The 26,539-nt window shown below is 66.5% G+C and carries 25 protein-coding genes; 16 read left to right on the top strand and 9 right to left on the bottom strand.

Annotated features, from left to right (window positions below; translation table 11 throughout):
• Positions 1-128 precede the first annotated feature (128 nt).
• On the top strand, positions 129-1,100 hold the full coding sequence (locus tag BVC93_RS14120) for an IS481 family transposase (protein WP_083738013.1): 972 nt from the start codon (positions 129-131) through the stop codon (positions 1,098-1,100).
• A gap of 92 nt (positions 1,101-1,192) precedes the next feature.
• Here BVC93_RS14120 and hrpA read toward each other — a convergent pair whose 3' ends face one another.
• Complete coding sequence (gene hrpA / locus BVC93_RS14115; protein ID WP_083738012.1) at positions 1,193-5,098, bottom strand: ATP-dependent RNA helicase HrpA; 3,906 nt, start codon at positions 5,096-5,098, stop codon at positions 1,193-1,195.
• A 29-nt stretch (positions 5,099-5,127) separates the two neighbouring features.
• Positions 5,128-5,370: a hypothetical protein gene (locus BVC93_RS14110; RefSeq protein ID WP_083738011.1), complete on the bottom strand. Its 243-nt coding sequence runs from the start codon at positions 5,368-5,370 to the stop codon at positions 5,128-5,130.
• Between the two features lie 94 nt (positions 5,371-5,464).
• On the opposite strand from BVC93_RS14110, the gene BVC93_RS14105 reads away from it, so the two are divergent.
• Complete coding sequence (locus BVC93_RS14105) at positions 5,465-5,842, top strand: winged helix-turn-helix transcriptional regulator (RefSeq protein ID WP_083738010.1); 378 nt, start codon at positions 5,465-5,467, stop codon at positions 5,840-5,842.
• Between the two features lie 43 nt (positions 5,843-5,885).
• Positions 5,886-6,884: a zinc-binding alcohol dehydrogenase family protein gene (locus tag BVC93_RS14100; RefSeq protein ID WP_083738009.1), complete on the top strand. Its 999-nt coding sequence runs from the start codon at positions 5,886-5,888 to the stop codon at positions 6,882-6,884.
• An 18-nt stretch (positions 6,885-6,902) separates the two neighbouring features.
• On the opposite strand, the gene BVC93_RS14095 is transcribed toward BVC93_RS14100, so the two are convergent.
• Complete coding sequence (locus tag BVC93_RS14095; RefSeq protein ID WP_197687553.1) at positions 6,903-7,973, bottom strand: ROK family protein; 1,071 nt, start codon at positions 7,971-7,973, stop codon at positions 6,903-6,905.
• 282 nt (positions 7,974-8,255) lie between these two features.
• On the opposite strand from BVC93_RS14095, the gene BVC93_RS14090 reads away from it, so the two are divergent.
• From BVC93_RS14090 to BVC93_RS14040, 11 genes are all read left to right on the top strand, one after another.
• Entirely contained in the window at positions 8,256-9,398 is a 1,143-nt protein-coding gene (locus tag BVC93_RS14090; RefSeq protein WP_083738008.1) for a Gfo/Idh/MocA family protein, read from the top strand.
• Positions 9,395-10,540 carry an ABC transporter ATP-binding protein gene (locus BVC93_RS14085; protein WP_157516915.1) on the top strand — a complete coding sequence of 382 codons (1,146 nt, stop codon included), beginning with the start codon at positions 9,395-9,397 and terminating at the stop codon, positions 10,538-10,540. Before BVC93_RS14090 ends, BVC93_RS14085 begins: the two co-directional genes overlap by 4 nt.
• Positions 10,533-11,708, top strand: coding sequence for an ABC transporter substrate-binding protein (locus BVC93_RS14080; protein ID WP_083738007.1), 1,176 nt, complete (start codon positions 10,533-10,535; stop codon positions 11,706-11,708). The genes BVC93_RS14085 and BVC93_RS14080 overlap by 8 nt, the downstream gene beginning before the upstream one ends.
• A gap of 2 nt (positions 11,709-11,710) precedes the next feature.
• Positions 11,711-12,742 carry an ABC transporter permease gene (locus BVC93_RS14075; RefSeq protein WP_083738006.1) on the top strand — a complete coding sequence of 344 codons (1,032 nt, stop codon included), beginning with the start codon at positions 11,711-11,713 and terminating at the stop codon, positions 12,740-12,742.
• The gene (locus BVC93_RS14070; RefSeq protein ID WP_083738005.1) at positions 12,732-13,709 is read left to right on the top strand and encodes an ABC transporter permease; all 978 of its coding nucleotides are present in this window, start codon (positions 12,732-12,734) and stop codon (positions 13,707-13,709) included. Before BVC93_RS14075 ends, BVC93_RS14070 begins: the two co-directional genes overlap by 11 nt.
• A 9-nt stretch (positions 13,710-13,718) precedes the next feature.
• A complete protein-coding gene (locus tag BVC93_RS14065) occupies positions 13,719-14,489 on the top strand; it encodes a sugar phosphate isomerase/epimerase family protein (protein ID WP_083738004.1) in 771 nt (256 codons plus the stop codon).
• Positions 14,490-15,269 carry a sugar phosphate isomerase/epimerase family protein gene (locus BVC93_RS14060; RefSeq protein ID WP_083738003.1) on the top strand — a complete coding sequence of 260 codons (780 nt, stop codon included), beginning with the start codon at positions 14,490-14,492 and terminating at the stop codon, positions 15,267-15,269. It abuts the gene before it with no gap.
• 131 nt (positions 15,270-15,400) lie between these two features.
• Positions 15,401-17,221, top strand: a complete 1,821-nt coding sequence (locus tag BVC93_RS14055) for a GMC family oxidoreductase N-terminal domain-containing protein (RefSeq protein ID WP_192860319.1) — start codon at positions 15,401-15,403, stop codon at positions 17,219-17,221.
• Between the two features lie 30 nt (positions 17,222-17,251).
• The gene (locus BVC93_RS14050; protein ID WP_083738001.1) at positions 17,252-18,121 is read left to right on the top strand and encodes a sugar phosphate isomerase/epimerase family protein; all 870 of its coding nucleotides are present in this window, start codon (positions 17,252-17,254) and stop codon (positions 18,119-18,121) included.
• A complete protein-coding gene (locus BVC93_RS14045; RefSeq protein WP_083738000.1) occupies positions 18,118-19,635 on the top strand; it encodes a GMC oxidoreductase in 1,518 nt (505 codons plus the stop codon). Before BVC93_RS14050 ends, BVC93_RS14045 begins: the two co-directional genes overlap by 4 nt.
• A complete protein-coding gene (locus BVC93_RS14040) occupies positions 19,632-20,672 on the top strand; it encodes a sugar phosphate isomerase/epimerase family protein (protein ID WP_083737999.1) in 1,041 nt (346 codons plus the stop codon). The genes BVC93_RS14045 and BVC93_RS14040 overlap by 4 nt, the downstream gene beginning before the upstream one ends.
• Here BVC93_RS14040 and BVC93_RS14035 read toward each other — a convergent pair.
• Genes BVC93_RS14035 through BVC93_RS34005 form a run of 6 tightly spaced genes read right to left on the bottom strand, consistent with a single transcriptional unit; the run spans position 20,656 to position 24,954 of the window.
• Positions 20,656-21,489, bottom strand: a complete 834-nt coding sequence (locus tag BVC93_RS14035) for a class I SAM-dependent methyltransferase (protein ID WP_083737998.1) — start codon at positions 21,487-21,489, stop codon at positions 20,656-20,658. The two genes, BVC93_RS14040 and BVC93_RS14035, sit on opposite strands and share 17 nt — an antisense overlap.
• Positions 21,482-22,201, bottom strand: coding sequence for an ABC transporter substrate-binding protein (locus BVC93_RS14030; protein ID WP_236950360.1), 720 nt, complete (start codon positions 22,199-22,201; stop codon positions 21,482-21,484). Before BVC93_RS14030 ends, BVC93_RS14035 begins: the two co-directional genes overlap by 8 nt.
• Positions 22,198-23,568, bottom strand: coding sequence for a glutamine synthetase family protein (locus BVC93_RS14025; protein ID WP_083737996.1), 1,371 nt, complete (start codon positions 23,566-23,568; stop codon positions 22,198-22,200). The genes BVC93_RS14030 and BVC93_RS14025 overlap by 4 nt, the downstream gene beginning before the upstream one ends.
• Before the next feature lie 5 nt (positions 23,569-23,573).
• Positions 23,574-23,759 carry a ferredoxin gene (locus tag BVC93_RS14020; RefSeq protein WP_083737995.1) on the bottom strand — a complete coding sequence of 62 codons (186 nt, stop codon included), beginning with the start codon at positions 23,757-23,759 and terminating at the stop codon, positions 23,574-23,576.
• Entirely contained in the window at positions 23,756-24,259 is a 504-nt protein-coding gene (locus BVC93_RS34010) for a cytochrome P450 (protein WP_236950359.1), read from the bottom strand. The genes BVC93_RS14020 and BVC93_RS34010 overlap by 4 nt, the downstream gene beginning before the upstream one ends.
• Positions 24,247-24,954 (bottom strand): hypothetical protein, encoded by a 708-nt coding sequence (locus tag BVC93_RS34005; protein WP_236950358.1) that lies wholly within the window; start codon positions 24,952-24,954, stop codon positions 24,247-24,249. The genes BVC93_RS34010 and BVC93_RS34005 overlap by 13 nt, the downstream gene beginning before the upstream one ends.
• A 148-nt stretch (positions 24,955-25,102) precedes the next feature.
• On the opposite strand from BVC93_RS34005, the gene BVC93_RS14010 reads away from it, so the two are divergent.
• Together BVC93_RS14010 and BVC93_RS14005 are read left to right on the top strand one after the other, a co-directional pair.
• A complete protein-coding gene (locus tag BVC93_RS14010; protein WP_083737994.1) occupies positions 25,103-25,849 on the top strand; it encodes a FadR/GntR family transcriptional regulator in 747 nt (248 codons plus the stop codon).
• Positions 25,846-26,529, top strand: a complete 684-nt coding sequence (locus BVC93_RS14005; protein WP_083737993.1) for a cache domain-containing protein — start codon at positions 25,846-25,848, stop codon at positions 26,527-26,529. Before BVC93_RS14010 ends, BVC93_RS14005 begins: the two co-directional genes overlap by 4 nt.
• The last annotated feature ends 10 nt before the right edge of the window (positions 26,530-26,539 follow it).

Raw genomic sequence — 26,539 nt, 5'->3', positions numbered from 1 at the left:
GGTTTCGTTTCCGTGACCGCCCGTCTAGGTGTCGTGACCCGGCAGGTTGTTGACGGCGTGCCTGCTTGAAATTGGGAGGACCTCCTGACGGAGTGGATGTGTCTGGCATTCACCCGTAGGAGGTCCTCCTGTCCCACGCTAACGCCCGTACCAACCTGTTCGCCCGCCGCCTGATCGTTGAGCGTGTCGCCGCTGGCTGGCCGCCGGCGCATGTCGCTGAACAGCTCGGCATCTCCCGGTCCACGGTCTACAAGTGGTTACGCCGGCACGCCGAAGGCGGCGACGCAGCCTTGGTAGACCGGTCCTCGCGCCCGATCCGAATGCCGGCACGCACCAACCTCCGCATCGAGCAGAAAGTGCTTACAGCCCGGCGACGCCGCAAGCGGGGTGCGGTGGTGCTCGCCGCCGAACTTGGGCTGGTGGCCTCGACGGTAGGACGGATTCTGGCACGTCACCAGGTGCCGCATCTGTCTGCGATCGACCCCATTACCGGAGAGTCGGTGCGCGCCTCGCGGCGCAGCGCCAATCGCTATGAACACCGAACCCCCGGATCGCTGATCCATGTCGATGTCAAAAAGCTTGGCCGCATCCCCGCCGGTGGCGGATGGCGCCTGCACGGCCGCGACGCTGCAGTCTCAGTGGTCAACCGACACAAAACGATTCGGATCGGCTACGACTATGTTCACACCGCTATCGATGATCACACCAGGTTGGCCTACAGCGAAGTGCTCGCCGATGAGAAGGACCTCACCTGCGCCGCGTTTTTGCACCGGGCGCTGGCCTGGTTCGCCGACCACAGCGTACGCGTGCGCCGCGTCCTGACCGACAACGCCATGGTCTACCGGCACGGCGGGAACTGGGGCTGGGTGTGCTCAGCCTGGCAACTCAAACGACGGTTCATCAAGCCCGGCTGCCCCTGGACCAACGGCAAAGCAGAACGATTCAACCGCACCCTGCTCAACGAATGGGCCTACGCCCGGGCCTGGACATCCAACAGCCTGCGCACCCGCGGCCTTGACCGGTTCCTGCGCCGGTACAACACTCAACGAGGCCACTCCGCCCTCGGCGGAAAACCACCCATCAGCCGGCTCGCCGTCTGACAACAACGTCTCAGGTCACGACAATTAGTCGAGTCGAACGATCCCGCCGACGAACCAGGCGGGTGAGTAGCGAGACCAAGCAGACTGACCTTCTACGGGCTGATCGAGTCAATCGCCTTGTAGATCCTCTTCTCGCTCACCGGCACCGCCGTCCCGAGCTGCTGGGCCCACAGGCTGACCCGCAGCTCCTCGATCAGCATCTCGATGTCCCTGACATCCTTGGCGGCCGCGCGCATCGGTGACAATGCCTGCCGCAGCTCGTCATACGCGTCCTGCACGGCCATCACCCGGTGCATCCGCTCGCGATCGGCTTCGGGCGCCTGTGACAGTCGTTCGAGGCGACGCACGATCGCGGTCAGGTACCGGACCAGATTTCCCATGCGGGCCGCGCCGGTGCGGGCCACAAAACCCTTGGGCAGCAACGTCCTCAGCTGTGCCCTGATGTCGTCGACGGCCTCTGCCTGCGCCGCCGACGGGCGCTCCGGCAGCGCAATCTGGGCCTCGTGTGCAGCCACCAACACCTTCTGCACCCGTTGGATGATGTCGAGGGTGGTCGGCACCAGGCGTGCCGCGACACGCTCGCGAGCGGCGTCGAACTCGGTCCGAGTCCAGATCGGGTTGGGCGCGATCACCGCCACTGCGGCGTCGGCACAGTCCTCGATGAGCGCGGCAAGCGACCCGTCCGGGTTGCTGCCCACCTGAAGCCTGGTGCGCGGGTCCAGTGCCCGTTCGACGTTCTTCAGCGGTGACGGGGCGACCAGGCGCAGCAGCCTGCGCGTGCCGGGACCCATGGCCGCCTGCTGTTCGGACGCGGTGGCGAACACCCGCAGATCCACTCCTGCACCGTTGTCCACCAGGGCCGGGTAGCCGCGCACCGTGTGCGCTCCGCTGTTGCGGGACACGGTCTTCGGAATCTCGGCGAGGCCCTCGGGCCATGCGTGCAGCCCGGCGCGCTCCAACTCACCGGCGACGGCTCTGGCGACGGCCTGACGCACCGGCGCCGCCAACTGCTCCTTCAGTGCGTCGAGGTCCTTGCCACGGGCCACCTCTTTGCCGTCCGGTGTCTCCACCGCGAACGTGACCCGCAGATGCGCCGGCAGCTTCTCGAGGTCGAACGCGTCGATGGGTACCAGAATCCCGCTGCGCCGCTTCAATTCCCGCTGCAGACTCTCCAACAACGTGCCGCCGTCCGGCGACAGATCGCCCAGCACCGCTTTGGCCGTGTCGGGTGCGGGCACGAAGTTACGTCGCAGGTCCTTGGGCAACGACCGGATCAGCGAGGTCACCAGCTCCTCACGTAACGCCGGTACCTGCCAGGCGAATTCGCGGCCACCAAGGCCGGCCAGCACCTCGACGGGGACGTGCACCGTGACACCGTCGTCGACGGCGCCGGGTTCGAACCGGTAGGTCAGCGGCAGCGACAGGTCCCCCGCCTGCCAAGCATCAGGGCGGTCGGCGTCGTCCTCACCGCGCAGGAGCTCCTCCCGGGTGAAGGTCAGCAGCTCCGGCGTCTGGTGCCGCTGCTTCTTCCACCATGCGTCGAAATGCCGCGCCGAGACCGCACTCTCGGGAACTCTGGCGTCATACAGAGCGAAGATCTCGTCGTCGGTGATCACCAGGTCGCGGCGGCGGGCACGCTCCTCCATCTCGGCGAGCTCTTCCAACAGCGCGGTGTTGTCCCGGAAGAAGTGGTGGCGGGTCTGCCAGTCACCTTCCACCAGCGCATGACGGATGAACAGCTCCCGGGAGAGCACCGGATCCACCTCTGCATAGCCGACTCGGCGGCGCGGCACCAGCGGCAGACCGAACAGCGTCACCCTCTCGAACGCCATCACGGCACCACGTCTGGCGTCCCAGTGCGGCTCGCTGTAGGTGCGCTGCACCAGGTGCTCGGCCACCTTCTCCAGAGCCTCGGGTTCAATACGCGCCGCGGTGCGGCCGTAGAGCCTGCTGGTCTCCACCAGCTCTGCCACCACCACCCACCGTGGCGGCTTCTTGGTCAGCACCGATCCCGGCGCCAGGACAAAGCGGGTGTTGCGCGCCCCCAGGAAGTCCCGTGTCTCGCCTTCCCGTACACCGACGTGCGACAGCAGTCCGGCGGCCAGCGCTCGATGGATGGCGGCCGGGGTCGCCGGCTCGTCGGATTCGCGGATGCCGAGATCCCTGGCGATGCTGCGCAGCTGTCCGGTGAGGTCCTGCCATTCGCGGATCCGCAGGTAGTGCAGGAACTCCTCGCGGCACATACGGCGGAAAGAACTGCCGGAACGCTCCTTGCGTTGGTCGGACAGATACCGCCACAGGTTGAGGTAGGACAGGAAATCGGAGTTCTCGTCGGCGAAGCGGGCGTGCTTCTGCCGGGCCGCCTCCTGGTGATCCGGTGGCCGCTCGCGGGGGTCGGGAATCGACAACGCGGCGGCGAGCACCAGGATCTCCCGTACGCAGCCCTCGTCGTGCGCGGCCAGGATCATCCGGCCCACCCGCGGATCCAGCGGCAGCTGCGCCAGTCGTCGGCCGACGTCGGTGAGTGCGCCCTGCCGGTCGAAGGCACCGAGTTCCTGCAGCACCTGCACGCCGTCGCGGATGCTGCGACTGTCCGGCGGATCCAGAAACGGAAACTCCTCGATCTGTCCGAGCTGCAACGCAGCCATCTGCAGGATCACCGCAGCGAGGTTGGTGCGCAGGATCTCCGGATCGGTGTAACGGGGTCGGCTTTCGAAGTCTTCTTCGGAGTAGAGCCGAATGGCGACACCGGGTGCAACGCGCCCCGACCGCCCGGACCGCTGCGCTGCCGACGCCTGTGAGATCGGTTCGATGGGTAGGCGCTGCACCTTGGTGCGACGGCTGTAGCGGGAGATGCGGGCAGTCCCGGGATCCACCACATAGCGGATGCCGGGTACGGTCAGCGAGGTTTCGGCGACGTTGGTGGCCAACACGATTCGCCTGCCGGCGTGCGGGGCGAACACCTTCTGCTGTTCGGCCGTCGGCAGCCGGGCATACAGCGGCAGTACCTCGGTGGTGTGCGCGTTGAAACCCGGTGCTCCACGGAGAGCTTCGGCGGTGTCCCGGATCTCGCGCTCGCCGGACAGGAACACCAGCACGTCACCCGGCGGTTCGGCTTCCAGTTCGGCCACCGCGTCGACGATGGCTTCGGTCTGGTCGCGCAGCACGGTGCGGACCTGATCGTGATCGGGGTCGTCCGGATCATCGTCATCGACGTCGTTGACGACAACTTCCAGCGGCCGGTAGCGGATCTCGACCGGGTAGGTGCGCCCCGACACCTCGACGATGGGCGCATCGCCGAAATGCCGCGCGAAGCGGCCCGGTTCGATGGTCGCCGAGGTGACGATCACCTTGAGGTCGGGCCGCCGGGGCAGCAATTCCCGCAGGTAGCCGAGCAGGAAGTCGATGTTGAGGCTGCGCTCGTGGGCCTCGTCGAGGATCAGGGTGTCGTAACGCAGCAACCGGCGGTCGCGCTGGATTTCGGCCAGCAGGATGCCGTCAGTCATCAGTTTGATCAGCGTGCGGTCGCTGACCTGATCGGTGAACCGGACGGTGTAGCCCACCGTCTCGCCCAGTGGACTACCGAGTTCGTCGGCGATGCGCTGGCCGACGGTGCGGGCCGCCAGGCGCCGGGGTTGCGTGTGCCCGATGGTGCCGCGGATCCCGCGGCCCAGCTCCAGACAGATCTTGGGCAGCTGGGTGGTCTTGCCGGAGCCGGTTTCGCCGGCCACCACTACCACCTGGTTGTCTCTGACGGCGGCGGCGATGTCGCCGCGCAGCTCGCTGACCGGCAGGTCCGGGTAGGTGATCTGCGGAACCGCGGCCAGTCTGGTCGCGACCAGTGCCTCACCGGCGGCGATCTGCTGTTCGATCTGGTCCAGCTTGGCCGGATTCTGGGAGCCGCGCAGGTTACGCAGCCGGCGACGTAGCCGGTCGGCATCGCGGTAGGTCAGACCGTCCAGCCGCGGGTAGAGCTCACTGCTGGACTTCGCGGACACTCGAACAAGAGTATCCGCTGGTCCCGTACCTAGGGCAGCGGGACGTCGGCCGGCGCAGGCACCGGGGCGGGTCGAGCGCGCCGCACGGTGCGGGCCAGCCACAGCGCGCCGAGCAGCGCGGTGCCGATGGCCAGCGGCCACAGGAGCAGTTGCGCGAGCCACATCCGCCGCTGGACGCGCACCACCTTGCGCTCGGCGCGGACGGCGGTGCGGGCCAGCGAGGCGGCCTTGGATCGGGTCTTGGCGGTCCCCGACTGGGTGACAGACGACATAGCCCTCAGGTGCCCCACGGCGAGCCCGGGGAAACCCGTTTGCCCCGGCAGAACAGCGGGAAGCTTCCGGACCCGGTGGCGCGTTGGCACTGCCATGAGCTCCTGCCCCACCGGTCAGCACGACCACCACGACGTGTACGCCGAGGCCTGCCCGTGCCGCGCGCTGCTGGACCTGCTGGCCAACAAGTGGTCGGCGCTGATCATCGGGTTGCTCGAGCGGGGGCCCCAGCGGTTCACCCAGCTGCAGCATTGTCTTCCCGGGGTCGGTTCCAAGATGCTGACCCAGACGCTGCGCCGCTTGGAAGACGCCAGGCTGGTCACCCGTAGTGTGTACGCCGAGGTGCCGCCCCGGGTGGAGTATGCGCTGACCGAACTGGGTGTCAGCGTCGCCGACCCGCTGGCTCGACTGCGGCAGTGGGTCGAGGACCACGTTGATCACGTGACCGGCAACGCTTCCCCGCAGGGAAGTTAGCGCCCTTGCAGGAAACCGCGGTGGCGGTTCTACCATCGCCGTCATGACCACCATGACAGCCGTCGGCTCGTTCGCAACAGCGTCCCTCGAAGACCCGGACGCATTGCAGGATGTGGAGATCGAGCGTCCCGAGCTCCGGCCGCACGACATCCTGGTCCGCGTGCAAGCGGCGTCGGTGAATCCCGTCGACGTGAAACGCCGCGGGTCGCTGGCGCTGTCGGACACACCGGTGATTCTCGGCTTCGACGCCGCGGGCGTGGTGGAAGCCGTCGGGACCGAGGTCAGCTGTTACACGACTGGCGATGAGGTCTGGTACGCCGGCGACATCAGCCGTCAGGGCAGCAACGCCCAGTTCCAGGCCGTGGACAGCCGCATTGTCGGCCGCATGCCGAAGTCGTTGTCCTTCAAGGATTCCGCCGCATTACCGCTGACGTCCATCACCGCGTGGGAGACTCTGTTCGAACGCTTCCGCCTGACGGCCGAGTCGACCGGCGACCTCCTGGTGATGGGCGCGGCGGGCGGTGTCGGGTCCGTCATGATCCAGCTCGCAAAGGCCCTGACCGGGGTGCGGGTGATCGCCACCGCCAGCCGTGCCGAGTCGGCGAACTGGGCCCGCCAGATGGGCGCCGACGACGTGATCGATCACCGCAACCTGCTGGCGCAGGCCAAAGGCATTGCGCCACAGGGCGTGGACTATCTCTTCTCACCCCACAGCGCAGGCAACATCGAGACCTACGCTCAGATCGTCCGCCCGTTTGGCGAGATCACCGCCATCGACGAACCCGAGGGCATGGATCTGCTGCCGCTGAAGGAGAAGAGCATTGCCTGGCACTGGGAGTTGATGTTCACCCGGTCGCTGTTCGGCTATGACCTGACCTACCAGCAGGACCTGCTGAACAGCGTCGCCGACCTGGTGGATGCCGGCACCGTGCGCAGCACCGTGACGTCGGTGATCGACGACTTCACTGCGGCCGGGATCAGGGCGGCCCACCGCCTTGTGGAGTCGGGTCAGATGGTGGGCAAGGTGGTGGTGGCTCGGTGATCCCCGGTAGCCGGGACGTCAGCGCGCGGCGATCAGTGCGTCGATGGAGTCGGCGGTCAGCAGCTTCTCGGTGGTCATGATCGCCGCCCCCGTGATGCCGGCCCGATCAGCCAGCTGAGACCGGGTGATTTCCAGGTCGCGGGTGCCCAGCGGCAGGGAACGGGCATATACGGCTTCGCGCACCCCGGCCAGCAGGTACTGACCGGCCTCGGCGATCTGGCCGCCGAGCACGATCACCGCGGGGTTGAGGGTGCTCACCAAACCGGCCAGTACGCCACCGATTTCGCGACCCGCGTTGCGCACCGCGCGCACTGCCGCCGCATCACCGGCCAGTACCCGGTCGACGACGTCGCCGTTGGTACGCACACCGGTGTCGAAGAGGTCGGCGACCAGAGCCTTGCCGCCGGCCACCGCCTCGAGACAGCCGACGTTGCCACACCAGCACACAACGTCGTGGTGGTCGGCGGCGCGGATGTGCCCGATGTCTCCGGCTGCGCCGTGCGCGCCGTGGAAAACCGCACCGCCGGTGATGATTCCGCATCCGACTCCGGTGCCGACCTTCACAAACGCCAGTGGCGAGACGTGCGGGTAGGCGACCGCGGCCTCACCGAGTGCCATCAGGTTCACGTCGTTGTCCACGAGCACCGGCACGGGGAACGTGCGCTGCAGGTAGCGCGGGACATCGAAGCCGTCCCAGCCGGGCATGATCGGTGGTGCCACCGGCATGCCGGTGGCATGTTCCACCGGACCCGGCAGGCCGATCCCGATGGCCATCACACGGCGCTCCTGCAGTTTGGAGCTCGCCAGCAGGTCCGTGAATTGTGCTGACAGCCAGTCCAATACGGACACCGGTCCGTCGGCGATGCTGATATCGGAGACTCGCTCGGCGAGAACGTTGAGGCCGAGGTCGAAGATGGCGGTCCTGGCATGGGTGGCACCGCAGTCCGCTGTCAGCACCAGACCGGCCTGATGATTGAACTGCAGTGTGCTCGAGGGACGTCCTCCGGAGGACACGCTGTCCTGCCCTGTCACCACCAGGCCGCGCTCGGTCAGTGCGTCGATGCGCTGGGCGACCGTCGACCGGGCCATCCCGGTGAGGCGTTGCAGATCCCCCGGGTACGGGCATGGCCTCCGCGGATGAGCCTCAGCACATCGGCCGGGCTGGCGCCGCCTGACCGATCGGTGCTGTTGGAGTTCATGATTGCAGACCTTAACTCGGTTGGGCGTCCCCCACGGGCGACACGATCGATCTGGTTGTGCAGTTCCTGGCGTGTGGTTTTGTATGTTAACACGCCGTAACTTCTGTTCTTTTGACTGACGCTCGGCGTAAGTCTGGGCTAACGTCCACTCGTCAGTTGAGCGAGGAGCGGAATGTCGATCGGTATCGGGTTGCTGGGCACGGCATTCATGGGCCGAGCCCATGCGCGGGGTTACCAGGCAGTGGCCTCGATGTACTCGCCGCCGCCGCTGCTGCCCAGGCTCGAGGTCGTGGCCGGGCGAGATGCGCGCCGGCGCAACGACTTCGCCGGTTCCTTCGGCTTCGCCCGCACCACTGCTGACTGGCGCACCGTCATCGACGACCCGGATGTGGGCATCTTCGACAACTCCGCCCCCAACCACCTGCACGAGGAGCCGACCGTCGCGGCCATCGAGGCCGGTAAACACGTCATCTGCGAGAAGCCCCTTGGTCGCACCGGTGCGGAGGCGCTGCGGATCTGGCAGGCCGCAGAACGTGGCGGGGTGGTGCACATGTGCGCGTTCAACTACCGCTTCGTGCCTGCGATCCGCAAGTTCAAGGAGCTGATCAGCAGTGGTGCACTCGGACGCCCACTGCATCTGCGGGCGCGCTACCTGCAGGACTGGCTCACCGATCCCGGCTCTCCGGCCACGTGGCGACTCGATGCCGACCAGGCAGGTTCCGGGGCGCTAGGAGATCTGGGCTCGCACATCGCCGATCTGAGTCGGTACCTGGTCGGCGAGATCAGCGAGGTCGCCGGTGCCACGGCGACCTTCTTCGACAACCGTCCCGGCGGGGCGGTCACCGTCGACGACGCATTCGTGGCCACCGTGCGGTTCGACAACGGGGCCATCGGAACCCTCGAGGCGTCGCGAGTTGCACACGGGCACATCAACGATCTGTCGATCGAGGTCAACGGCACCCTGGGCTCGGCCCGGTTCGCACTGGAACGCCTCAATGAGCTGGAGGTCGACCTACCCGGACCCGACGATCAGCGCGGCTTCCGGCGGCTGCTGGCGACCGGCCGCAGTGATCCCTTCATGGGCGCATGGTGGCCACCTGGCCACGTACTGGGCTGGGAGCACACCTTCGTCCACGAACTGCACCACTTCCTCAGCTGCGTCGAGGCCGGGCAGTCGGTGCGCCCGCACGGAGCCGACTTCGAGGACGGCTACCGCGCGGCGCTGATTTGTGATGCGATCTCGAGCTCGGCAGCCACCGGACAGGTTGTGGCCGTCGTGCCGGCGAGCGCCGTCCCGACTGGGGCCACCTCATGACACAAGAAGGCTGCGCGCCGGCCGATTCCGTCGACGTGCGGATCAGTGGAGTGTCCAAGCGTTACGGCGACTCGGTGGCCGTCGACAACCTGGACCTCGACATCGCGCACGGTGAATTCCTGTCCCTGCTGGGTCCGTCCGGCTGCGGCAAGACCACCACGCTCAAACTGATCGCCGGGTTCGAACAGCCCAGTGCAGGAAGAATTTTCATCGGCGGGCAACCCGCTGAAGGATTGCCACCACACAAACGCGATGTCAACACGGTGTTCCAGCACTACGCCCTGTTCCCCCATCTGACGGTCGTCGACAACGTCGCCTACGGGCTCAAGCAGCGCGGCGTCAAGAAGACCGAGCGCCGGCGCCAGGCCGCCGAGGCGCTCGAACTGGTCGGTCTGGCCGACCGGGCCCAGGGTCGCCCCGCCGATCTGTCCGGCGGTCAGCAGCAGCGGGTCGCGCTGGCCCGCGCCCTGGTGCTCCGCCCTCGTGTACTGCTGCTCGACGAGCCGCTGGGCGCCCTCGACCTGAAGCTGCGCGAACAGATGCAGATCGAGTTGAAGCGCATCCACGCCGAGGTTGGCTTGACGTTTGTGTTCGTCACGCATGACCAGGGTGAGGCACTGAGCATGTCGGATCGGATTGCCGTCATGAACGCCGGCCGCATCGAGCAACTCGCTGCGCCGCAACAGGTTTACGACGCTCCGGCGTCGGCGTTCGTGGCCTCGTTCATCGGCGAGATGAACAAGTTGCGCGCCCACGTGCACGGTGATCACGCCGCACTGCTGGGTGGACAGCTGCAGATGACCGTCGGCACCACCGTGCACGCGGCACCGGCCGGCCACAACGAGGCGCTCATCGGTGTCCGGCCGCAGGACGTAACGGTGAACGTCGCTGACGAAGCCGATGCCCACGGGCGCATCGAGACGGCGATGTTGACCGGGCACAGCATGCAGCTGGTGATCCTGCTGCGCGACGGTCAGCGCATGGTCGCCAGACAGGACCGGTACGGGCCGGGATCCGCCACCGCGGCGTTGCGGGCCGGAGAGCACGTCGTCATCACTGCTGCCCCGAACAGCGTCCTGCTGCTCGGGCCGGCAGTTCCAGATCTCTCGATCACAGACCACAAGGAGAACCTCGATGCGTAAGCAGCACGTCATCACCGTTCTGGCCCCGCAACAGCAGGCCGGACAGATCCGAGCCGCACTCACCCGTAGGCAGGCCCTGGCCGGCCTCGGTGCCGGAGCAGCTGCGCTGGCACTGGCGGCATGTGGCACCTCCGGGCCTCAGCAGGCCTCCGGGTCATCCTCGACACCGACCGCCCTCAACGGTGACCAGATCGAAGACCAGCTGGTGATCGGCAACTACGCCGACTACATCTCCGAAGACAACGTGTCAGCCTTCAGCACCAGCGCCGGGCCCGAGGTTCGCATCGTCACGTACTCCAGCGGCTTGGAGATGATCTCGGCGCTGGCTTCGGGAAGTGCGGACTACGACATCGTGGTGCCTGGGCCGTCTGAGACTGTGCAGCTGGTCGAACGCGGCTTGCTGCGCGAGCTCGACAAGTCCCTGCTGCCCAACATCAAGAACGTCCGACCTGGCGTGATGGGGCTCGAATACGACCCCGACAACACCTACGTGGTACCGAAAGCCGTTGGTGTTGCCGCATTCTGGTGGAACACCGCTACGGTGCAGGGCAGCGCCACCTCATTGGCCGAAGTGTTCGACCTGATCAAGGCGAATCCGGGCGCCAAGGTCAACTTCTTCAGCGGCGCCAAGGAGACGTTCACCCTGGCGCTGGCCGCGGTCGGCAAACCGATCGGGTCCACCGACCCCGCGGATATCGAAGCGGCCAAACAGCTGCTGATCTCGGTGAAACCGATGATCACCAGCTTCGGCGCAGATGAGCTCGAAGGCGGCACCACCGGTTCGATCGACATCTGCATGGGATACAACTACATCGCCAGGCAGATCAACGTCGGTGGCGGCCCGCAGGTTCAGTTCCTGCTCCCGGAGACAGGCAGCACCGAGTACTTCATCGACAACTGGGCCATCGCGGGGAGTGCCAAGAATCCCGTGGCCGCACACAAGTTCATCGATTACGTCTGCGCCCCGGAAGCGGCAGCCGAGGAGATGAATGCCACCGGCACGCTGGTGCCTGTCGAGGGCATCGAACCGTTCGTCGAACCCAGCCTGATCAACGATCCCACCATCAACATTGCGCCCGCGCGGCTGGCGCAATACGAGATCCTCCTTGCCACACCGGAATACCTTGATGTGGTGACCAAAGCGTACGACGAATTCCGGGCTGCGTGAACATGGTCGCCGCGAAGCACGCGCTGCGCGCGCTGGCGGCGACCATCGCCGGGGCCGGCGTCCTGATCACCGTGATGGTGGCCGGCCTCGGTGAATTCGCCACTGTGGCACTGTTCCTGGCCACCCTGCCAGCAGGGGTGGCGCTGCGGGCGGCACTGCTGCGCCGACGGCGAGCAACACCGGACGACGACTACCCGCTGGTGCTGGCGTTGCCGTCCGCGGCGCTGTACACCGCGTTCTTCCTGCTGCCGCTGGTGCTCGTGGTGGTCTACTCCCTGGCCACCCGCCAGGGGTACGGCGACGTGGTGTACAGCTTCTCGTTCCACAACTTCGCCGAGGCGCTCAGCGGCCTGTACCTCCAGGCGTTCGGGCGCAGCGTGCGCTTCGCCGTCGTGGGCACCATCGTGACCGTGCTGGTGGGTTTCCCGTTCGCCTACTGGCTGGCCCGGTACTCACCGGTCCGTCGGCGGAACCTGTTGCTGGCGTTGGTGATGATTCCCTACGTGACCGCCTTCCTCATCCGCGCGTACGCGTGGCGACTGGTGCTCAGCGACGACTTCCTGCTCGCCGACCTGTTGCGCACCGTGGGGCTTGTCGACGGGCCGTTGAACCTGCAGAACACCGGCACCGCAGTGCAGATCGGCATCGTCTACAACTACCTGCCACTGTTCATCCTGCCGGTGTACGCGGCGTTGGAACGGATGGACTGGCGGTTGGTGGACGCCGCCAAGGATCTGGGCAGTTCCGGCCTCTCAGCGTTCCGCCAGGTCACCTTGCCGGTAGTCGCCCCCGGCGTCATCGCCGGGTCATTGCTGGTCTTCATCCCGATGACCGGCGAGTACATCATTCCGGCGGTACTGGGCGGCGGCCGCGTGGATTTCGTGGGCACCCTGGTGGCCCGGGCATTCCTGGAGGGTCAGGACTATCCGTTCGGCGCGGCTCTGGGTCTGCTGGTGGTGATCGCCCTGTCCGGGTTCCTGGCGCTCTACCTGTTCATGACCAGTCGCGCAGAAAGGAATCTCGGTGGCGTCTGAGGCGCGTGGCCGTGGCGGCGCACTGGCGGCGGCGGTGGCCCTGCTGATCGGCGGAATCAGTCTGATCGCAGGTGGGATCGGTGTGGTCACCCTCGACCCCACCGGTTCGGACCTGGTGCTGCTGGCAGTCGGCGCCGGGGTATTGGCCGCGGTGTTCCGGTTGGCGACGGTGCACCAGCTCCTGACCGGTTTCGCCCTGTTGACCTTCGTCTTCCTGTTCGCTCCCATCGTCGTGGTCCTCGCGTACGCCTTCAACGCCGGTGAGATCATCACCGTGTGGGCCGGCTTTTCCACCAGGTGGTTCGCCGAAGCACTGAACAACCCCCAGATCGTCGATGCGATCGGCACGTCGGTCATCATCGCCCTGGGTTCGGCGGTGCTGTCGGTGTGCTTCGCCTGCGCCGCAGCACTGGTGATCGGACGGGCGCGCACAGCGGTGCGGATGCCGTACGAGGGCGCGCTGCTGCTGACTCTGGTGGTGCCGGAGTTGGTGCTGGCCATCGGACTGCTGCTGTTCTACATGCGTTTTGGCATACCCTTCGGCTCGCTGACGGCGATGATGGGCCATTCGGTGTTCGGCACATCGGTGGCACTGCTGATCATTCGGGCGCGCTACACCGGCACCGGCCTGGACCTCGAACGAGCCAGTGCCGACCTCGGTGCCGGCCCGTGGGCCACGCTGTGGCAGATCACCCTGCCCCGGTTGGCGCCGGCACTGCTCGCGGCATTTCTGCTCAGCTTCATCCTGTCGTTCGACGACGTGGTGGTGTCGCAGTTCACCGCAGGCGGAACCCCTACCTGGCCGCTGTATCTGTTGTCGGCGTTGAAGTTCGGGGTGAGCCCCGAAGTCAACGCCGCATCAGCTCTGCTCCTGGCCAGCATTCTGCTGATCGCCGGAAGCACGGCGGTGGTGATCCGGCGACTGTCGAGAACATCGGCGACGCCGAACCCGGTGTCCGAGAAATAGAGGAAAAACATGTCTGCACCCCCCGTCGCCATCCAGCTCTGGAGTGTCCGAGACCGGCTGGCATCGGACTTTGACGGTACCGTCCGCGCGCTGTCCGACATCGGATTCTCCGGTGTGGAAACCGCCTTCGGTGTCGAAGCCGAGCTCGACGAAGACCAGATCAGGCACGCGGCAACGGTGTTCGCGGGCAACGGGCTGCAGGTCTGTTCGGCCCACGTCGAGTTGCCACTCGGTGATCAGCGCGACGCAGTGCTGCGTCAGGCCGAGATCCTCGACACCCGCCGCATCGTCTGGCACGGCTGGCCCGAGGATCGGCGCTACGGCAGCCGCGCCGGCATCGAAGAACTGCTCGACGTCTACGGTCGCGCCAACGACGTGGCCCGCGCCGAGGGGCTCGAATTCGGCATCCACAACCACTGGTGGGAACTACGTCCCGTAGACGGACTCCTGCCCCTGGAGATCCTGCACGCCGGCTTGGATCCGTCGGTGTTCTTCGAACTCGACATCTACTGGTCCACGGTGGCAGGTGTGGATCCCGCCGCCCTGATCACCAGGCTGGACCCCAGGGTGCAGTTGATCCACGTCAAAGACGGCGCCGCAGAAGATGTGGACGCTCCCATGGTCGCGCTGGGGCAGGGCCGCGTCGATCTCGAGCCCACTCTGGCCGCCATCGAGAACGCCGCCTGGTGGATCGTGGAGTTCGATGCCTACGACGGCGACATCCTCGACGCACTGGCCGCCAGCGTGCAGTACCTCGACGCCCGGCAGGGGAGGTCGTGAGTGCAGATCGCTTCCAGTGAGTGGGTGCTCGGCAACCGCGACCGCGCGCTGGCCCGTACCGCGGCAGCCGGCCTGACTGCCATCGAACTCGACGCCCGTCCCGATCTGGATTCCGCTGCGGTGCGCAGCAGCCTGGCCGAGTACGGTCTGACCGCACCGTCGCTGTGCTGGCAGTGGAATCCGGACGCCGAGCTCGGATCTCCCGACAGGACAAGCCGATCCGATGCCCAACGCTACCTCCGTGGTGCCCTGGAGCAGGCGGCTGAGCTTGGCGCGGCCCAGCTGGTGGTGGTTCCTGCCTGCCGTGAAATCGCCTGGCAGGACGAGCCGCGCCGCGCCGGGGTCGAGCGCGCCGCGTCGGCGATCCGCGAAGTGCTGCGGGACGCTCCCGCCGAGGTCGGGTTGTCCATCGAGGCGCTGCGTACCGATGAGAGCTTCCTGCTCAACACCCTCGACGAGGCCGACGACCTGCGCGTGCTGATCGACGACGAGCGCGCCGCGCTGCTGGCCGATCTCTACCACCTGGCCGCGCTCGACGGTGACTTGGACAGCCTCGTGAGTGCGCACGCCGACAAGGTGTCCCTGGTGCACTTCGCGGCCGCCGACCGCGCCAGGGTCTCCCCCGCCACGCCGGGCATCGCCGAGGTGATCTCCGCACTCGCCCGAGCCGGGTTCGCCGGATCGGTGACGCTCGAATACACCGTGCCCGACGACCGGGATCTGGCGCAGGCTGCGGCGTTCGCGACGCAAGTGTGGAACGCGCCCACCGAGGCCCGATGACCTCGGATCCCCTACTCCACGCGGCCGCGTCCGCCCTGTTTCCCCAGCTCCTCGAGCTGCCGCAGGTTCTAGAGCACATCGGTGCACCAGTTCGTGTTGCGATCGAAACGACCTTTGGCGCAACAGTGTTCATGTCATGGTCTCCCGAGCAGCGCCTGCGCTCGCTGCTCGGCCTGCTACGCGGCGACGACACCTCCTGTCGCGACGCTGTGCAGCGTTTCGGCCGCTGGGTGGCCGCGGTGGTGCTCGAACAGCCCGACGTGCTCGACACCGTGGGGTTCCGCGTCCTCCCACCGGGGCGGCGGTGGCCCGAGATCGAGGATTCGATGCTGGCCACCACACCCGCCGATCAGCTCGCGGCCGACTACGACGTGGTGATCGTCGGCTCCGGGGCAGGTGCGGGCGTGGCCGCCCATGTGCTGACCGGGGCCGGGCTGCATGTCCTGGTGCTCGAACGCGCCCCCGCCCTGACCGCTGCGCAGATGACGACTCGCCACGGGGCCAGCGCCCGCACCTTCTCCGGATTCGACCGGCTGGTCGACTTACCTGCTTTGGGCGCAGCACGTTTTGTCAACGGAGAGTCGACACTGCCGGGCGATCCGCAGTGGAACGGCAACGCCATGGCACTCGGTGGCGGCACTCGCGTCTACGGCGCCATGGCATGGCGGTTCAGCCCGGAAGACTTCGCGATGGGCTCGATCTACGGTGGTGACTTCGTGGACTGGCCGATCAGCTACGACGATCTCGCCCCGTACTACGACAAAGTGGAACACGTCATCGGCGTCGCCGGCCCGAGCGAACCTGCGATGCACGACGGAGCCCGCCGGCACCCCTATCCGATGCCCGGGGTGCCGCACAACTCCATCGGTCGACACTTGGCCGACGGCGCCCGCGCACTCGGACTGCCCACCACCACACCACCGATGGCCGTCAACACCCGCGCCTACAACCAGCGACCGGCGTGTGTGCAGTGTGCGCTGTGTGTGGGGCACGCGTGCCCGGCGGACGCCAAAAACGGGTCACACAACACCGTGCTGCGTTCGGCGGTGGCGACGGGTCGGTGCACCATCACCGCATCTGCGGTCGTCACCGGGCTCGTCCTGGAACGTGCCACGGTGCGGGGAGTGGAGTTCGTCGCCGGAGGACGACGCCGCTCGGTTCGGGCACGTCACGTGGTGCTGGCCGCGGGCGCCATCGAGACGGCACGGCTGTTGCTGACCAGTGGCATCAACGACCCCTACGACCAGATCGGGCGCTATCTCCAGGGCCACCTCTACTCCGGTGCGACAGGCCTTTTCGCCGACCCCGTCCAGGACCTGGAAGGCCCTGGCCCGAGCATCGCCACCACGCGCTACCGTCATGGCAATCCCGGGATCGCCGGCGGCGGCATCCTGGCCAACGAGTTCACCTCCACGCCGTTCGAGGCGTGGGGCGGACTCGTGGCGGCCGGCTTCGTCTCGGCCTACGGTCCCGGGGCCGTCGACCAACTCGCCCACGCCTACCGGCGGTCCGCGGTCATCATCGGGCCGGTACACGAGGTACCGCAAGCGGATTCGCGGGTCACCGTCGATGCCCACCGGCGGGACGCCGTCGGTGTCCCCCTCGTCCACCTCGACTCGCCGGGCTCGCATCCCAGCGACCTCGCCGTCGCTGACCTGCTGACCGACAAGGCCCGTGAATGGCTGGCCGCAAGTGGGGCCATCCGGACCGTAGCCACCCGATGGACACCCCGTCGAGGCCCCTCCGCCGACCAGCATCAGGCCGGGACATGCCGGATGGGCGTTGATCCCAGCGCCTCGGTCACCGATCCCTCCGGCGCCCTGTGGCACCACCTGGGCATCACAGTCTCCGACGGCGCGCTGCACCCCACCAACGGCGGAGTGAACCCCATGCTGACCATCCTGGCCAACAGCTGGCGCATCAACGAACACCTGGCCGACGCACTTACGTGAACCCATCCATCATCGACGTGAGGAACACCCGTGCCGCTACGCATCGGACTGCAGCTGTACTCGGTCCGCCGAGCACTCGCCGAATCGACACCCAAGACTCTCCAACGCATCTCGGAGCTCGGCTTCCGCTACCTCGAGGCCGCCAACCACGCCGCTGACACCGACGACGGAATCGGATTCGGTGTCCCGGCAAGTGAATTGCGCACCATGTTCACCGACCTCGGTCTGCAGATCGTGGGCGCGCACGTCAATCCGCTGCGCCTGGACCGGCTTCCGGCACTCCTGGACTACCAGCAGGAGATCGGCTGTCACCAGATCGGCAACGACATCGAGTTCTTCCCCAGGGGCGACCGCGACCACGTACTGCGCCGCGCCGACTTCTTCAACCAGGTAGGGCAACTGTGCGCCGACCGTGGCATGCGGTTCTACTACCACAACCACTACCAGGAGTTCCAGAACATCGACGGCGAGGCCGTCTACCAGATCATCCTCGAGCACACCGATCCCCAACTGGTCTTCGTCGAGATGGACACCTACTGGGTGACCCGCGCCGGCCACAATCCGATCGAGTGGATGCAGCGGTATCCAGAACGCATTGTCCTGCTGCACCAAAAGGACTTTCCCGCCGCAGCGCCCCAGCCGATCTCCATGTACGACGGCGTGGTCGACATCGACGACGACATCGACATGCCGCTGTTCGAGAGTGTGGAAGACCCGCTCTGTTTCACCGAGATCGGCACCGGCGTGCTGCCGATCCAGGAAATCATCAACACCGCCCTGACCCTTCCCCACCTGGAGTACATGTTGCTCGAGCAGGACTACAGCCGGTACCACGACCTGGAGTCGATCGAACGCAGTCGTGATGCCTTCCGCGCCTACCACGGGATCAGCTGGACATGACAAGCACAGAAGAAACCTTCGATGTCCTCATCGTCGGCAGTGGACTCATGGGCGCTGCCGTGGCCCGCTGCCTGCGCGACGGCGATGCGGACCTGCGCATCGCAATGGTGGACGGCGGGCCATCGCTGGGGTCGACACCGGGCCAACATCTGCACGACGTTCCCGAACCGGAGATCTGGGGCCGGTACAACGAGAAGGTGGCCACCGGCATCCAGGGCTTCTACACCGGCGTGGCCCCGAGTATGGACGTCGGCGCCACCATGGCCGACGTCCAGCCGGGTATGTACCACCTGCAGTCCATCGGCGAGGACGCCACCGCCATGCCGGCGGCCGCCGTGGCGTGGAACGCCGGCGGCATGGGAATCCATTGGACTGCAGCCACCCCCACTCCATGGGGCAGCGAAGTGTTCCCGCACATCCCGGAATCGCAGTGGAGCGCCGATCTGGCCCGCGCCACCGAGCTCCTGCGGGTCAACCGCACCCCCTACCCCCCGACCTCCGCCGGGCGGGCGGTATGGGCGGCGCTGAGCGAACTGTTCGATCCGGTCAGTGCGGAAGGCCGCGGGATCCAAACCATGCCCATGGCAGTCAATCCCGCGCCGTCGGGACTCAAGGAGCGCACCGGGCCGGCGCTCATCTTCCCGCCCATCGGTGGTGCCGTCGACGCCGCCTTCACCCTGTACCTCGGCAGCCTGGCCACAGCGGTGCTGCACAGCGACGGCAGGGCCACCGGTGTCGAGGTTCGCGACGTCCGTACCGGTGAGACGCGAGCGCTGCATGCTGGCCACGTCGTGGTGTGTGCCGACGCCATCCGAACTCCACAGCTGCTGTTCGCCTCGGGTATCCGCCCCCGTGCACTCGGCCGCCGCCTCAACGAGCACTATTTCCTCTCCGGGCAGGTGCTTGCCGACCCACAACTCCTGGGCTTCGACCTCGCCGAGTTGGCCCCACCGACCGACCACGAGTGGGCTGCCGATTGCCTGTGGGTTCCGCACAGCGGCGCCGACCAGCCGTTCCAGGTGCACATGATGAACTCGGTGATGATCGACGAGGATCTGACGCCGCTGGCCTACGCGGTGGGACTGGAGTTCTACGTGGCCACCGAGATCCGGGAGGAGAACGCCCTGGTTTTCTCCGAGACACAGACCGATGCCGCTGGAATGCCGCGCATCACCATCGAATTCGACTACACCGACACCGACCGTGCCAACCTGGAGGCGGCCCGGCAGGTCCAGCGCCGCGCGGCGCAGCTGCTGGGCCCTTTCGACCCCGACACCGACTCGGCGGTTCTGCCCGCGGGCTCGTCGCTGCACTTCACCGGAACCGTGCGGATGGGTCCGGCGGACGACGGCACCAGTGTGTGCGACACCGAATGTCGCGTCTGGGGCTTCGAGAACCTCTTTGTGGCGGGCAACGGGGTGATCCCGACGGCGCTGGTCTGCAACTCCACTCTGACCGGTATGACCACCGCCGTGCGCGCCGCGCGGGCCATCACCAAGGAGGGTTCGCCATGATCAGCCGTCGCGAGGTCACCCTGTTCACCGGGCAGTGGGCGGATCTGCCGTTCGAGACGGTCGCCGAGATGGCCGCGGGCTGGGGGTATGACGGCCTCGAGATCGCCGCTTCTGGAGACCACCTCGATTTGCAGCGGGCCGAAGAGGATCCCGGCTACCTGCAGAGTCGTCGTGACGTGCTCGACCGTCACGGTCTCGTGGTTCGGGCCATCTCTCACCACCTCGGTGGGCAGGCGGTCTGCGACGATCCGATCGACTTTCGGCACCGCGCGATCCTGCGCCCGAACGTCTGGGGCGACGGGGAACCCGAGGGGGTGCGCACTCGCGCCGCCGAGGACATGAAACGCGCTGCCCGCGTTGCTCGCCGCCTCGGCGTGGATGTGGTCACCGGGTTCACCGGATCGAAGATCTGGCCCTATGTGGCGATGTTTCCACCTGTCCCGGATTCCGTGATCGACGCGGGTTATGACGACTTCGCTGCTCGGTGGAACCCGATCATCGACGTCTTCGAAGACGAAGGTGTCCGGTTCGCCCTGGAGATCCATCCCTCGGAGATCGCCTACGACTACTGGACCACCCGCCGGACACTCGACGCCATCGGCAACCGGCCGGGCTTCGGGCTGAATTGGGATCCGAGCCACCTGATCTGGCAGGGGTTGGACCCGGTCACGTTCATCATCGACTTCGCCGACCGCATCTACCACGTCGACTGCAAGGACACCCGGGTGCGGCCGGCGAACGGTCGTTCCGGTCTCTTGGGCTCACACCTGCCGTGGGGGGACCCTCGTCGCCGGTGGGACTTCGTGTCAACCGGTCACGGGAACATCCATTGGGAAGACGCGTTTCGCGCGCTCGAGCAGATCGGCTACCGCGGGCCCATCTCCGTGGAATGGGAAGACGCGGGCATGGACCGGCGGCACGGAGCTGCGGAGGCCGTCGAGTACGTGCGGACACTGCTCTGGCAGCTGCCCGACGCGCGGTTCGATGCGGCCTTCGACCAGGCCAACAGCACAGACGAACTCAACCCGCCGGTTTGACCGCCTGCAGGGTATAGGTCAGCGGCAGCCGGTCGCGGTTGTCGACCACGACGAATTCGCCTGGGAAGTCGGGGCTCTCGCTCATCCCCTCGTCCAACGCCATCCACGGCACCTCACGGTGTTCCTCGAGGTGGGTGACACGCAGGCCTGCCTCGATGAGCGCGGTGACAATCTCCCCGAGGCCGTGGTTGAAACTCATGGCCCGGGGGTGTGCCACTTCCGCCGACCCGGCGTAGCTGGTCTCCTCTTCGAAGATCAGCCCGCCTCCGGACTCGAAGTAGGGGTACTTGAGTGCCAGCAGACCGTCGGTGCGGGTGTCGTCCAATGCCCACAGCACGGGATGGCCCTCCCGCATGAAGAACCTTCCGCCGGGTTTCAGCAGCCCGGACACCACCTCGGCCCACCGGCGGATCTCCGGTATCCAGCAGATGGCGCCGATACCGGTGTAGACCACGTCGTAGTGCATGTCCAGGGCGCTCAGCGCGTCATACAGGTCGGCTTCGACAAAGCGGCAGCTCACCCCGGCCCGTTCGGCGAGCTGTCGCCCCGCGTCCACCGCCGCCCCCGAGAAGTCCAGGCCCGTCACCGATGCCGCCCCAAGACGTGCCAACGACACCGTGTCGGTGCCGATATGACATTGCAGGTGAACAACATCGAGCCCGTCGAGCCGACCCAACCGCGGTAGGTCGTAGCGCACCACGCTCGACAGGTACCCGGGGTCGTCGAAGGCCGCCAGATCATAACCGTCGGCCGCGGTGTGCACCGGCACCCGCGATTCCCAGTTGGCGTGGTTGAGTTCCCGCCAGTCTTCAGTCACCCTGCAACGGTAGCGGGAACACCAGATCCGGCATCCACACTTTCCAGACCTGCCCCAACGTTCCATCGGCGACGGCCGCGGCCAATGCGGCATTCAGTTCGTCGCGCAGGGCAAAGTTGCCTTTGGCGACGCCGACACCCCATTTGTTGCGGGTGGCAACGGTGAACGCAACCTTGAGATCAGGTTCGTCACCCACCGGCACCAAGGCGACGTCGTCGTCGACGATGGCGTCGACCTCACCGCGGCGCAGAGCGCCGATCATGTCGCCGAACACGTCGGCGCTTCCACCGAAAGGTACCGCGACGGCGCCCGGAAAGGTCTGCACCAGAGTCATGTTCGTGCTCACGGCAATGGCCCCGACCTTGAGACCCGCCAGGTCCTCGGGTCGGGTCACCCGGGAATCCGCCCGCACCAGCGCCGACTCGTCGAACACCGCATACGGTTCGGTGAACTCGACCAGCGCTGCCCGCTCTTCGGTGATGCCCTGGCCGCACCACACGGCGTCGGCCCGGCCCTCGTTGACGGCGGGGATCATGTCATCCCAGGTGGTGATGACCCACTCGACGGTGCGGCCCATCTTGGCGGCGACGGTTTCGGCCGCGGAGGGTTCGTAACCGACCCGAACGCCGTTGGCGTCGGCCTTCTCGAACAACGGCGGCGCCGAGAGGTCGACACAGGCCAGTCGAAGGGTGGTGGACGGGGGCAGGGTCACAGGAACTCCAGATACATGTCGCGGTCGAAATCGGTCACGGCCCCGCAGGCGCGGGCCCATTCGTCGAACTTCATCGCCGTGTACTGCTCGGCCAGTTTCTCCGGCAGGCAACCGCTGATCACGGGGTCGGCGTTGAAGGCAGTGAGCGCATCGCCGAGAGTCAGCGGCAGCGCGGGGTGCACACTGTCGGCGGCGTTGCCGACCTGTGGATCACCGGGATGGGTCGCATTGTCCAGGCCGTCTTTCATGGCGGCGAGCAGCACCGTGTGCGACAGGTAGGGATTGACGCTGGCGTCGGGGATCTTGAACTCCACCCGGCCCACCGCCGAGATACGCGCCGTGCATGTCCGGTTGTCCCAGCCCCAACTGGCGGAGGTGGGCGCGAACTGTCCGGCATCCCAGAACCGCTTGTAGGAGTTCACCGTTGACGCCATGACGACAGTAGCACCGGCCGCGTGGGACAGGATGCCACCGACGGCGTGCAGCGCCGTCTTGCTCAGGTGCATGTCACGGCGGCCTGGTTCGACGAAGGTGTTCTCGTCACCACTCCACAAGCTCAGGTTGTGATGGCAGGCGTTGCCCATCCGCCCGGTCGCAGGCTTGGGCATGAAGCTGGCTTTGATCCCGTTCTCCTTGGCCACCTGATGGCAGATCTGCCGGTAGGTGATCAGCCGATCAGCGGTGAGGTGGCAGTCGTCGAACATCCAGTTGAGCTCGAGTTGCCCCGGATCCTCGTAGTCGCCTTCGATCATGTCCAGGCCCATCGCCGTGGCGTAGGTGACAACCTGTTTGAAGATGGGCCGCATCATCTCGAGGTTCGCCAGCTGGTAGGCGGCACCTCCGCCCGGCCGGACGTAGACGTCCATTCCCGGTCCATGCCAGGTCATCTCGGGCTCACAGCCGCTCTTGAGCACCAGGCCGGTGGCTTCGGTGAAGGCGGCATGCGCGGTCTGCAGCACCGATCGGGTGCACAGGGCCATCGACTCCCCGCCCACCTCGGCGAAATGCTCGGGTTCGTAGGCGTTGCAGAGCAAGCGCGCGATCGAGGTGTCCCACGGGAGCACCGCGAAGCTCGCCAGGTCGGGGATGGCGGTCAGCTCCGGCGCTTCCTCACCGCCTCCGATCAGGGTGCCGTGCCGGTCGACATGCAGGTCGGTCAGCGCGGTGCGGTGGAACTGCACACCCTTGACGAGGTTACGCCGAAGATGTTTTGCAGGAACCACTTTGGCTACCGAACGGCCACTGATGGTGACAAGTTGATAGTAGATGAACTCGACTCCGCGGTCGGCGATGATCTGCTCGATCTCATCGATGCGGGCGTCGGTGGCATTGACATGGCGGTGCTGGTCAAGCGCGGTAGAGGTCATGACCGTCAGCTTTCGAGGAGGATGGCTTGCATGGGACACACGTCGGCGGCGTCTTCGACGTCTCGGCGCAGGCTGTCGTCGGGTTCGGAGTCGAATTGCAATCCGTCGTCGCCCAGGGTGAAGACAGCAGGTGCGGCGATGGTGCACTGGCCGTGGTCGTCACACAGCGACCTGTCGACAGTGATTTTCATGAGTTCCCAAAAGCCACAGGTAGGTTGATCGGTCCGGTGTTGCCGCTCAACGGAAGTGAAGTGAGCGTGCCGTTGCGGCGGATGTCCTTCAGCCGGCCCGCCAGCAGAGCCAACGCTTCACACATGTCGGTGCGTGCCACGAAGTGGCCGATGCAGTGGTGGATGCCGCCACCGAAACCGAAGTGTGGTGGTCGCTTGGCGGTGAGATCGATGGCCGGGCCTTCGACCACCCGCGGGTCGGTGCCCGCGGATTCGGCCATCAGGTGGATTGTGGTGCCCTTGGCGATGTGCACGCCTTGGAACTCCATGTCTTCCAACGCTTCCCGGGTGACCCAGGTTGTGGTGGGGTTCACTCGCATCACCTCTTCGACCGCAGCCTTGGCCAACTCGGGTCGCTCACCGAGCAGCGCCCACTGGTCGGGATGGTCCAGGAAGGTCTGGATGGCCAGGCCAAGCTGGTTGCGGGTGGTGTCGATACCGCCGAAGATCAGCAGTACCACTGCGGTACGCAGTTCCTCGGGCTCAGCACGTCGCCGCCGTCTTCGGCGAGCACCAGCCGGGTCAGGAAGTCGTCGACGGGGTTGGCCCGCCGATGCGCGATCAGGGCATCGCAGTAGCGGTACAGCTCCGCCATGGCCTTCTCGATGCGGTCGTAGTCCTGTTTGTAGGTGACACCCAGGGCCAGCCCGGCCTCTCGGGACCACTCGGCAATGATGGGCCATTCGGACTTGTCGATGCCCAGCATGACCGTGATGACCTGCACCGCATACGGTTCGGCGAACTGGCGCATGAACTCGCACTCGCCGGTGTCGTAGAACTCGTCGATCAACGCGTCGGCCAGCTCCTGGAAGCGGGGCACGAACTCAGCCAACAGCTTGGGCGAGAAGGCCGGGTTGAGCAGGCGACGGATGCGGTGGTGGTCTTCGCCTTCGAGGTTGAGCAGCGAGTTGGTCCACCAGTGCGCGAACAACCCGCCGGTGACGCCGTTGTGAGCGGGCCAGGCCCAGCTGCCCTGACGCAGCCGACGGTCTTTCATCAGCTTGGAGACCTCGGCGTAACGCAGCACGGCCAGCCCGTAGCTGGTTTCGGCGTACCAGCTCTGCTCTCGGGCGGCCCGGGCTTCCTCCGATTGCACGGAGAACGACGGGTCGGCCAGGTTCAGGAAGGGCACATCGGTCAACTGATCCGAGGACATGGCCTAAAACCTAAACTTTTAGAGTTCAAAGTGGCACGCCGTTAACCAGATGTTTTCACCCGAAACACATCGTCAATAGGCATGAACCGCAGACCTGGCGCCGTCCAGAAAACCCGCGGAACCACAGGTCATGCTTGAATGGCCGGAGATGACTCGGCCACTCGGTGGACTCACCGCGTTGGGGGCAGTGCTCTCACCGCTCGATGGCGTGGGCCCGCGCACCGACGCTGTGGTGGCCCGGATCTCGGCGGCCATCGGACTCGGGGTGATGACCGACGGTGAACAACTCCCCAGCGAGATCGATCTGGCGACACAACTCGGTGTCTCGACCATGACACTTCGGGATGCACTGGCGGTCTTGCGCCAGCGCGGGCTCGTCGAGACCCGCCGGGGTCGGGGCGGCGGCAGCTTTGTGCGTGCCACCGAGGACGCCGTGATGGTCGAATCGCTGGCACGGATGCGTTCCCTGACTGCACTCGATCTGCGTGATCTCGGTGATGAACAGCTGGCCGTCTCCGGCGCGACCGCAGTCCTGGCGGCGCAGCGCGCCGTGGCCGCCGACATCACCCGGCTGCGCGCGCTGGCCCAGCGGCTGGCCGACAGCAATGACCTGATGCTCAGCCGCCGAGCCGACAGCCGGTTCCAGATCGAAGTCGCCGTATGCTCCCAATCGGCCCGCCTGACCAGGGCCGAGGTCAACCTGCAAGCAGAGCTGTCCGCCCTGAAGTGGCTACCGCAGATGTCACTGACATCGGAGGCCGAAGCGCGCCGCCATCACTTGCTTGTTGACGCCATCGAGTCCGAAGACGAGGACCTGGCTCGGCGACTCGCCGAGACACACAGCTCGGCCACCACGCGTCAGTTGATCGGTCTGCGCATGGAGCTCACGCCGTGACATCGAACGTGGCCCGCACCGTCACCACACTGGTCGAGGACACCTTCGCGGCCCTGCGCCGCATCAGCACCGTGATGTCGTCGGTGTTGGACCAAAAGCCTGCTCCCAGGTCGACGGACCTGGCCAGGATGCGCAGTGCTGTTTTTCTCGAATTATCCACCCACCAAGGACTTTTCAACGGGGCCGGTGTGGTGGTGGCAGAACAGGCGCTGGCCGACGAACCGCGGTATCTCCAGTGGTGGCGCAACGGTGCCAATCCCGGGGCGCCACCGACGCCACTGCACCTGGACCTCGACCCGAGCAGCGAATACTTCTACGACTACTTCACCATGGAATGGTTCACGGTCCCCCGTGACCAAGGCACCCGCACCATCCACGGCCCCTATCTCGACTTCACCGGGGTGGACATCAACATATGCACGTTTGCCGTCCCTGCACGACTCCGCGACGGCACATTCATCGGCATCGCAGGCGCCGACGTACCGGTTGCCGCCATCGACGCAGCCCTGATGCCGGTGCTGCGCGACACCCGTCCGCTGGCTCTGGTCAACGCCGCGGGCCGCGTAATCGTGTCCAACGACACCGATCACCTGCCCGGCGCACGCCTGCGGCACACTACGCCCGGAATCAGGCACCCGGTGCCGGACACTCCCTGGGCCCTGGTGTGGCTGCAGCGTTGAGCGCTGACGG

Source organism: Mycobacterium sp. MS1601 (genome assembly GCF_001984215.1).
Taxonomy (GTDB): Bacteria; Actinomycetota; Actinomycetes; order Mycobacteriales; family Mycobacteriaceae; genus Mycobacterium.
Note: the sequence above shows the minus strand (reverse complement) of the source record. Positions and strands in the feature narration are given on the sequence as shown.

Coding starts and splice junctions, on each gene's coding strand:
- BVC93_RS14040 (WP_083737999.1), top strand. CDS start 19,632: ATGATCAGCCGTCGCGAGGTCACCCTGTTCACCGGGCAGTGGGCGGAT.
- BVC93_RS14065 (WP_083738004.1), top strand. CDS start 13,719: ATGTCTGCACCCCCCGTCGCCATCCAGCTCTGGAGTGTCCGAGACCGG.
- BVC93_RS34005 (WP_236950358.1), bottom strand. CDS start 24,954: ATGTCCTCGGATCAGTTGACCGATGTGCCCTTCCTGAACCTGGCCGAC.
- BVC93_RS14090 (WP_083738008.1), top strand. CDS start 8,256: ATGTCGATCGGTATCGGGTTGCTGGGCACGGCATTCATGGGCCGAGCC.
- BVC93_RS14080 (WP_083738007.1), top strand. CDS start 10,533: ATGCGTAAGCAGCACGTCATCACCGTTCTGGCCCCGCAACAGCAGGCC.
- BVC93_RS14100 (WP_083738009.1), top strand. CDS start 5,886: ATGACCACCATGACAGCCGTCGGCTCGTTCGCAACAGCGTCCCTCGAA.
- BVC93_RS14010 (WP_083737994.1), top strand. CDS start 25,103: ATGACTCGGCCACTCGGTGGACTCACCGCGTTGGGGGCAGTGCTCTCA.
- BVC93_RS14110 (WP_083738011.1), bottom strand. CDS start 5,370: ATGTCGTCTGTCACCCAGTCGGGGACCGCCAAGACCCGATCCAAGGCC.
- BVC93_RS14020 (WP_083737995.1), bottom strand. CDS start 23,759: ATGAAAATCACTGTCGACAGGTCGCTGTGTGACGACCACGGCCAGTGC.
- BVC93_RS14045 (WP_083738000.1), top strand. CDS start 18,118: ATGACAAGCACAGAAGAAACCTTCGATGTCCTCATCGTCGGCAGTGGA.
- BVC93_RS14095 (WP_197687553.1), bottom strand. CDS start 7,973: ATGGCCCGGTCGACGGTCGCCCAGCGCATCGACGCACTGACCGAGCGC.
- BVC93_RS14055 (WP_192860319.1), top strand. CDS start 15,401: ATGTCATGGTCTCCCGAGCAGCGCCTGCGCTCGCTGCTCGGCCTGCTA.
- BVC93_RS14105 (WP_083738010.1), top strand. CDS start 5,465: ATGAGCTCCTGCCCCACCGGTCAGCACGACCACCACGACGTGTACGCC.
- BVC93_RS14075 (WP_083738006.1), top strand. CDS start 11,711: ATGGTCGCCGCGAAGCACGCGCTGCGCGCGCTGGCGGCGACCATCGCC.
- BVC93_RS14025 (WP_083737996.1), bottom strand. CDS start 23,568: ATGACCTCTACCGCGCTTGACCAGCACCGCCATGTCAATGCCACCGAC.
- BVC93_RS14085 (WP_157516915.1), top strand. CDS start 9,395: ATGACACAAGAAGGCTGCGCGCCGGCCGATTCCGTCGACGTGCGGATC.